This window comes from Ruminococcus callidus ATCC 27760, from assembly GCF_000468015.1.
Classification (GTDB): Bacteria; Bacillota; Clostridia; order Oscillospirales; family Ruminococcaceae; genus Ruminococcus_C; species Ruminococcus_C callidus.
Map to the genome: position 1 here is coordinate 311 of NZ_KI260314.1, position 6,705 is coordinate 7,015.

The following is a 6,705-nucleotide window of genomic DNA, read 5'->3' on the forward strand; positions in this document are numbered from 1 at the left end:
GCATCTTACGCACAAGCTTTATTCAGCGTTTCCTTAAGCATATTCGCATAAAATTTTGCCGAAAAGACGTGCATGTCATTCTAATGTGCACACGCTCCTATTCAAGGCAGCATCATGTAAAGCTTGTTCCGGAATTCCGCAGGCACGGTGCTGCCACCAATACTGCTTTTTGACAGAGAATCGAGGTCATTGCATCATGCGTCAACCACCAAAAGAATCTTCGCAATCCCTTAGCTATCATATTGCCCTCGGAGGAATCATTGCTGCACTCTGCATCGCCTGCATGTTTCTCACAGGCGTGTTCCCCATGTTCTATCTGATTTTGCCCATGCTGGCGAGTGCCTTTATCTATATCATGACACTGGAAACCGGCGGCTACTGGGGCTTTCTGACCTATTTGTCCGTGGGACTGCTCTCCGTTTTTGTCACGCCAAACAAGGACGCTTCACTGGCATTCCTGTTCTTTTTCGGCTATTTTCCCCTGCTACGAAACGGCATGGAACGGTTCCGCTGGAAATTTCTCGGATTCCTGCTCCGGCTGGCAGTCTTTAATGCCGCAGTGCTGACGTTCTTCTGGGTGTCTGTCTATGTACTGGGCATGAAAGAGCTGCTGGAATCTCTGGGCGATTACGGCAAATACGGCGGCTGGATCCTGCTGGGCATTGCAAACGTTATGTTTTTCTGTTACGATTTCAGTATGGGAAGCTTTCCCGCATTGTATCGCCGATACCTGAAACCACGAATCTCTCCCGGTGCTCATCGGGAGTCTTGAAACAACGCTGAAAGGAGCATACACATGTCTGAAAAAAAAGAACGCATTGCTTTTTTTGACACCAAGCCTTATGACCGTGTCTGGTTCGACCAGCTGAACCGGCACTACCACATCAAATACTATGAACACAAGCTGACACCGGATTCCGTGTCACTGGCACAGGGCTGCCGTGCGGTGATCCCCTTTGTGAATGATACGCTGGACAAAACCGTTATTGACGGGCTGTGCGAAACCGGCGTGGAAATGATCGCCCTGCGGTGTGCCGGCTACAACAACGTTGACCGGCAGGCAGCCGCCGGACGCATTGCCGTGACACGTGTCCCCGGCTATTCGCCTTATGCCGTGGCAGAATTCACCATGGGGCTGCTGCTGACACTGAACCGGAAAATTCACAAGGCATACTTCCGCACCCGTGATTTCAACTTTTCCCTGAACGGTCTGGTGGGATTCGATCTTCACGGCAGAACCGTCGGTGTGATCGGCACCGGCAAGATCGGGCAGATCTTTATCCGCATCTGCCGCGGCTTCGGCATGAATGTAGTAGCATATGACCCCTATCCCCTGCCGGACGCAGACTTCCCCTATGTTTCGCTGGAAGAGCTGCTTCAGCAGAGCGACATCATCTCCCTGCACTGCCCGCTGACGGAACAGTCCAGGCACCTCATCAATGCCGACACCATTGCCCAGATGAAAGACGGCGTGTATCTGCTGAACACCTCCCGCGGCATGCTAGTAGAGAGTGAAGCACTGCTGGACGCTCTGAAAAGCGGCAAGATCGCCGGTGCCGGTCTGGACGTTTACGAGGAAGAAACGGATTTCTTCTTTGAGGACCGCTCCGATATGGTCAAGCGGGACACCCTGCTCTCCCTGCTGGTGTCCATGCCCAACGTGGTACTGACATCGCATCAGGCGTTTCTCACCAAGGAAGCCCTGCACAATATCGCACAGGTCACGCTGGAAAATCTGGACGCTTACTTCAAGGATGGCACTGTGCTGAATCCGGTGCAGTGAGAACAGAAACACGGTTCGCCGTGTTCTTACATATAGGAAACACTGAATAAAGCCCGCCTGACGGCTTTGCACGCAATCTGCGTGCAGATTTTTCGTCATATTGCCCAGAAATCTGTCGAAAAATCTGACTACGCATCTTACGCACAAGCTTTGCTCGGTGTTTCTTATATTACCATTCGATATATTGAAAAGGAAGAAGGAACTTTTATGCTGCCTGAAGCAGTTAAAACTTACATTCACACTCACCGGCAGGAAGCCGTAGATACGCTTTCCAAACTGATCGGCTTTCCCAGCGTTGCCACACCGCAGCCGCAGGATGGCTTTCCCTATGGCAAGCCCGCTGCCGAGGCTCTGGACTTTATGCTGGAACAGCTGTCCGCACTGGGCATGACCTGCACCAACTATGACTACCACATGGGAGCCGCTGACTGGGACGACACGCTGCCGCCGCATCTGGGAATTCTGTGCCACCTGGACGTGGTTCCGGTGGTACAGGCGAACTGGACTTCCGACCCGTTCACTGCCGAGATCCGAAACGACCGCATTTACGGCAGAGGTGCCATTGACGACAAGGGACCGGCTGTGGCAGTGCTGTACGCTCTCTGTGCTATCAAAGCCGCCGGCATTCCCCTGCGGAAAAACGTCCGGTTCCTGCTGGGCTGCAATGAGGAAAACGGCTCTACCGACCTCGCCTATTATCTGGCACATGCTGCCATGCCGCCGCAGGTATTCACGCCGGACGGCAGCTATCCGATCATTCATCTGGAAAAGGGTATGCTCCGGCTGGAGTTCACCAAGCAGACCGCAGATCCCATTGTCCGCTTCTCCGCCGGCACTGCTCCCAATGCTGTTCCGGCAGATGCCTCTGTGAGCCTTTCTGCGGCGTTCTGCGGTGCAGCAAAACAGGGCAGTCAAATTACCTGCCAGGGAAACAAACTCGCCTACAAGGGCGTTGCAGCCCACGCTTCCACGCCGGAAAGCGGCGACAACGCCATTACCGGACTGCTGACCTATCTAGGCAGCGATGCCGCCTTTGCCGACTGCAAGGCTCTGGCACAGCTGTTCCCCCACGGCTGCACCGACGGCAGCGGTCTGGGCATTGCCTGTGCTGACACAGAATCCGGTGCCCTCACTTGTATTTGCAGCATGCTCCACGTAGAAAACGGCATGCTCACCGGCTGTGTTGATATTCGCTTTCCGGTCTGCACCACCAAAGAGGCAGTGCTGGAACAGGTACAGGCTGCCTTTGCCGCAAAGGGATTCCGGTGCGAAGCACGCATTCAGAGCGACCCGCATCACACCCCCAAGGACACGCCTTTTGTACAGGACTTGCTGGCAGTCTATGAGGAGCAGACCGGCACCAAAGGCGAATGTATTGCCATTGGCGGCGGCACCTATGTGCATGACATTGCCGGCGGCGTGGCATTCGGCATGGAATACCCCGACTGGGACTATCACATGCACGGGGACGATGAATTTTTGCCGCTGGAGCAGCTGGAGGAGAACACCTGCATGATGGCAGCGGCGATTCTGCGAATCTGTGGGGAATGAAGGCGGAATAAAGATGACAAAAAAAGCGTTAGAAAGAAAGTTAAATGAATTAAGCATTGACAAACGTGCATATGACCTAAATGGCGGTCTTCCAAATGAAACATATTGCATAGAAGAATCTAATGGAAAATGGTATACTTACTATTCAGAACGCGGGAAACGCACTTCATTCAATTCGTTTGAAACAGAAGAAGAAGCATGCCAGTATTTTTTGGATTGGCTCAAGTATATTTTTCATATCTGATATAATATCAGACTTTATCTAACCCTTTTCTGTAATCATCTGTCGCTGGCATTACATGAAGAGGAAGCTTCCATGCTTTTGACCTATTTCAAAATTATCACTGGAATCTTATCTGAACGCAGTCCTGTTGTAACACAGCTGATCAGAAAAAGCATTCTCTACTAAAAAGGAGAGAAACCATGACACTCACACCCAACCTCATTGCCTGCCTTGCCATTGGCGGTGCAGGGATCCTGACTGCCCTGCTGTCGATCCCATTTTTCCAGCACACCGGCATGCTCCGGCGGAAATGTTCTGCCCGCACCACCGGCACCGTAGTTCGCTACCGCCTGCAACGCAGGGGCAGCGGCTGTGGTACATCGATCGCACCGGTGGTGGAATTTCAGGCGGCAGGTGAAACTTACACTGCCTACCGGCATTACAAAGGTATAGCTGTTTCCAAAAAAGTTGTCCCCATTTCAGACGGCACTGCCGGAGAAACCCGCATTGCTGTCCGGAACGACGTTTTCCACATACAGCAGACCGGAACGGTTCACAGTCTGGAAGCTGCTGCCGGAGAACTGTGGCGACTGGGCAACACACTGCCGGTAGTCTATGACCCGAAAAATCCCAAGCGTGCCTACGTAGAACACGTGGTTTCCACCGCCGGCGTGGCAGGCGTTGTACTGCTCTGTGTCGGCGTGGGACTGCTGGTGCTGGCAGCTTTGGGCGTAGTTTTATTCTAAGGCAGTGGCATTGCCCTGAAAGGACGGGATTTCTTTGATTTTTGTAACTGGAGATATACACGGCAGCCGTGACATTCAAAAGCTTTCCGCAAGCAATTTTCCCATGCAGCCGCAGCTGTCCCGCGAAGATTTTGTCATCATCTGCGGCGATTTCGGGCTGGTTTGGCAGGACTGTGCCGAAGAACGCCGCTGGCTGAACTGGCTGGAAGAAAAACCGTGGACAACCCTATGGGTGGACGGCAACCACGAAAATTTTGACCGGCTGCATACATATCCCGCCACGGAATGGCACGGCGGCAAAATCCAAAAGATCACGCCTCACATTTTTCATCTCTGCCGCGGACAGGTATTTCAGCTGGAAAACCGCCGCATCTTCACCATGGGCGGTGCAGAAAGCCGTGACAAAGAATACCGCAGGGCAGGCGTGTCGTGGTGGGCGGAAGAACTCCCCGCCGAAACGGAGTTGCAGCATGCCAGAGAGGCACTGGAGCATGTGAACTGGAATGTTGACGTGGTAATCAGCCATTGCCTTTCCACAAAAATGCAGCAAAAGCTGTTCAAAGAGTGGAATTATCCCCAGAACCGGCTGACCGATTTCTTTCAGGAGCTGGACGAAAAGCTGAATTTCCGCCTTTGGTTCTCCGGACACTATCACCTGTCCAAGCAGTGCGACCCGCGGCATGTGATCCTCTATGATGCCATTGTACAGCTGACGGAAAACGGATTTCAGCCGCAGCTTCCGCAGGAGCCGGATTCACTTTTCACCAACATTTAACCCACGGCTCCATGCCGAATTAACCTTTCTGTGGTATACTAAGGGAAACACTGAATGTCTGCCACAGAAAGGATTATTTTTATGAAAACCAGCAAGCAAAAACGATTTGCCGCCATTTTCGCCGGCATGCTCTGCATCAGCTGCCTGACGGCTTCCTTTTCCGCGACAGCCGAAACCGCAGACACTGCCGGAGAAAACGATACCCTCGCCGCCGCGGAAGAACTGCCCCTGAATACAGCAGTTTCCGGAGAGATCTCCGCCGAGGGTGATGTGGACTACTACAAGATCACCCTGCCGGAGGACGGCACACTCCAAATGGGCATGACTGCGGACTGGGTTTCAGGCTTCGGGGAATCCTATCGCGTTGCCTTTTACACCGCCGACGGCACGACCGTTTTTCAGGATGACTATGTTGCAGAAAATATACAGTTTCCGGCTGACGGCTGGAAAGCAGGTGTCTATTACTTCTCTGTGAAGCCGGAGTATGACACCTACCCGCCAAAGAGTGCCTACACCCTGACGGCAAACTTCACTCCGAAAAGCCAGTGGACCGCTGACAGCAGCTATGAGTTGGAACCCAACGGCAATTTTAACACCGCCAACCCCATTGCACTGGCGACCCCCTGCAAAGGCGTTTTCAGCGATTCCAATGATGCCGACTGCTATACGTTTTCCACAGAGGAGGCGGGAAAAATTTCTGTCACACTGGAAAATCCTGACCAGAGCACTGCGAACTGCACCATAATTCTATACAATGAAGCACAGGAACCGGTGGGCAAGGCTGCCCTGCGAAACAGCAGCACTTCGGTAACGATTCCGGAACAGGGATTCAACGCGGGAATATTTTACGTGCAGGTGAAGACAGACAACACCTTGACAAACAACTGGAAATATGCGGAACAATACCAGCTGACTGTGGATTTCACCCCCACCGGTGACACCTACGAGAGCGAACCCAACGATACCACCGCCAATGCCGACACTCTGCCGGTAAATGCACCTGTCACCGGAAAACTGGTTTCCGTCAACGACACCGATTTCTACAAGGTCACATCAGACAGTGCCGCACAGTTTTCCCTGACGCTGGAGCATGCCCTGCCGGACAACCTCAGCAAAAGCGGCAATGCGTGGACTGTGACCTGCTATCAGTACGACGAAAAAGCCGGTTCCCTGCGGAAAACTCCGGTGCTCACCATGCAGGCTGCACTGGAACAAACCAAGACCACCAGTGACACGGCTCTGATTCGCGGCGGCACGTTCTATGTGAAAGTGGAAAATAAAAGCTACTCTGCTTTTTCCGATCAGGAGTACACGCTGACCATGCAGGCAGAACTGCTCACCTACGAAAAGGGCGATGTCAACGCCGACGGCAGTGTGGACACACAGGATCTGTTCGAGATGCTGTACTCCTGTGCCAAGAGTTCCGCCGGCATTCGGGAGGATCTGCTGGAGGGTGCGGCTTTTCTGGCGGCAGATATTGATGAAAACGATGCACTGGATTCCACAGATATTTACTATGCATTGCTGTATATTGCACAGAAAAGTGCCGGTTTGCCCACAAGCTGGGAATCGGTAGTGCAGTAACGGATACACTCTTACGGCAATACCGCACAAAGATTGTGCGACA

General features: G+C 52.8%; 7 protein-coding genes. All 7 read left to right on the forward strand.

Features of this window, described 5'->3' with window-relative positions; translation table 11 throughout:
* The first annotated feature begins 196 nt into the window (after positions 1–196).
* Positions 197–772: a hypothetical protein gene (locus tag RUMCAL_RS02450; RefSeq protein ID WP_021680884.1), complete on the forward strand. Its 576-nt coding sequence runs from the start codon at positions 197–199 to the stop codon at positions 770–772.
* Positions 773–796: 24 nt separating this feature from the next.
* Entirely contained in the window at positions 797–1,783 is a 987-nt protein-coding gene (locus RUMCAL_RS02455; protein WP_021680885.1) for a 2-hydroxyacid dehydrogenase, read from the forward strand.
* 207 nt (positions 1,784–1,990) lie between these two features.
* Positions 1,991–3,334: a Sapep family Mn(2+)-dependent dipeptidase gene (locus RUMCAL_RS02460; protein ID WP_040646648.1), complete on the forward strand. Its 1,344-nt coding sequence runs from the start codon at positions 1,991–1,993 to the stop codon at positions 3,332–3,334.
* 13 nt (positions 3,335–3,347) lie between these two features.
* Positions 3,348–3,578 carry a hypothetical protein gene (locus RUMCAL_RS02465; protein WP_040646644.1) on the forward strand — a complete coding sequence of 77 codons (231 nt, stop codon included), beginning with the start codon at positions 3,348–3,350 and terminating at the stop codon, positions 3,576–3,578.
* Between the two features lie 179 nt (positions 3,579–3,757).
* Entirely contained in the window at positions 3,758–4,303 is a 546-nt protein-coding gene (locus tag RUMCAL_RS14320; protein ID WP_021680888.1) for a DUF3592 domain-containing protein, read from the forward strand.
* 34 nt (positions 4,304–4,337) lie between these two features.
* Entirely contained in the window at positions 4,338–5,078 is a 741-nt protein-coding gene (locus RUMCAL_RS02475) for a metallophosphoesterase family protein (RefSeq protein WP_084194314.1), read from the forward strand.
* 81 nt (positions 5,079–5,159) lie between these two features.
* Complete coding sequence (locus RUMCAL_RS02480) at positions 5,160–6,662, forward strand: hypothetical protein (protein WP_156902390.1); 1,503 nt, start codon at positions 5,160–5,162, stop codon at positions 6,660–6,662.
* Positions 6,663–6,705: the final 43 nt, after the last annotated feature.

What these genes read in the sequence shown, in the direction of transcription:
- RUMCAL_RS02450 (WP_021680884.1), top strand. Translation starts at nt 197, where the DNA reads ATGCGTCAACCACCAAAAGAATCTTCGCAATCCCTTAGCTATCATATT.
- RUMCAL_RS02455 (WP_021680885.1), top strand. Translation starts at nt 797, where the DNA reads ATGTCTGAAAAAAAAGAACGCATTGCTTTTTTTGACACCAAGCCTTAT.
- RUMCAL_RS02460 (WP_040646648.1), top strand. Translation starts at nt 1,991, where the DNA reads ATGCTGCCTGAAGCAGTTAAAACTTACATTCACACTCACCGGCAGGAA.
- RUMCAL_RS02465 (WP_040646644.1), top strand. Translation starts at nt 3,348, where the DNA reads ATGACAAAAAAAGCGTTAGAAAGAAAGTTAAATGAATTAAGCATTGAC.
- RUMCAL_RS14320 (WP_021680888.1), top strand. Translation starts at nt 3,758, where the DNA reads ATGACACTCACACCCAACCTCATTGCCTGCCTTGCCATTGGCGGTGCA.
- RUMCAL_RS02480 (WP_156902390.1), top strand. Translation starts at nt 5,160, where the DNA reads ATGAAAACCAGCAAGCAAAAACGATTTGCCGCCATTTTCGCCGGCATG.